We start from the raw sequence: 757 nt of genomic DNA, 5'->3' as shown, positions 1-757 counted from the left end.
CGCCCGGCTCGGCGCGCGCATCCCCGCGGCCGCGCGGCTGCTCGCCGGACAGGACCGCGTGCGCGCCGCGCTCGAGACGCTGCCCACGACGCTCTGCCACCACGACGCCACGGGCGCCAACGTGTTCCGCGATGCGACCGGGATCGTGCTCATCGACTGGGAGTCGGTGGGACCGGGACCGGTGGGCGCCGACCTCGCGTCGCTGCTGTGCTCCTCGGTGCGGCGGGGCGACGCGTCGGCCGCTGACGTGGCGGCCGTGCGCGACGACGCCGTCGACCGCTACGCGCGGGGGATCCGGTCGGCCGGCTCGGACGTGCCGACGGACGTCGTGCGCCTCGGCCTCGACGCGTCGACGGCGCTGCGCTGGAAGCTCGCGGCGGATCTCGTGGCCGCCCTCGACGCCGGATCCGCACCGCGCCGCGGCAGCCTCCCCGACGAGCCCGCCGAGTCCGCCGCCGCCGAGCTCGTCGCGCTGCTCGACCTGGTGCTCGAGGCGGCGGAGCGCGTCCTGAGCTGATCCCCCGCACCGCGTGGAACGCTGGACGCGTGATCGACGCCGCCGACCTGACGCTCCCCGAGGGCGACCGCCGGCAGCTCATCGTCTGGGCGGCGGCGTGCGCGGCGCGGCTGCTCCCGGTCTTCTCCACCGAGCGCCCGGACGACGGCCGGCTGCGCGACGCCGTCGCCGGCGCGGCGGCGTTCGCGGACGGATCCCTGGGGGTCGGCGCGATGCGCGCCCTGGCCTTCGCGTGCCATG

2 protein-coding genes are annotated in these 757 nt (G+C 77.9%); both read left to right on the top strand.

What is annotated here, in order from left to right:
- On the top strand, positions 1-517 hold a 517-nt coding region (locus tag DZG00_RS16040), incomplete at its 5' end, for a phosphotransferase family protein (RefSeq protein WP_147360094.1).
- A 29-nt stretch (positions 518-546) separates the two neighbouring features.
- Positions 547-757: putative immunity protein (locus DZG00_RS16035; RefSeq protein WP_375342516.1), on the top strand; the 211-nt coding region annotated here is incomplete at its 3' end.

The organism is Clavibacter lycopersici, assembly GCF_003576405.1.
GTDB lineage: Bacteria > Actinomycetota > Actinomycetes > Actinomycetales > Microbacteriaceae > Clavibacter > Clavibacter lycopersici.
This window is presented reverse-complemented; position numbering and strand designations above follow the sequence as displayed.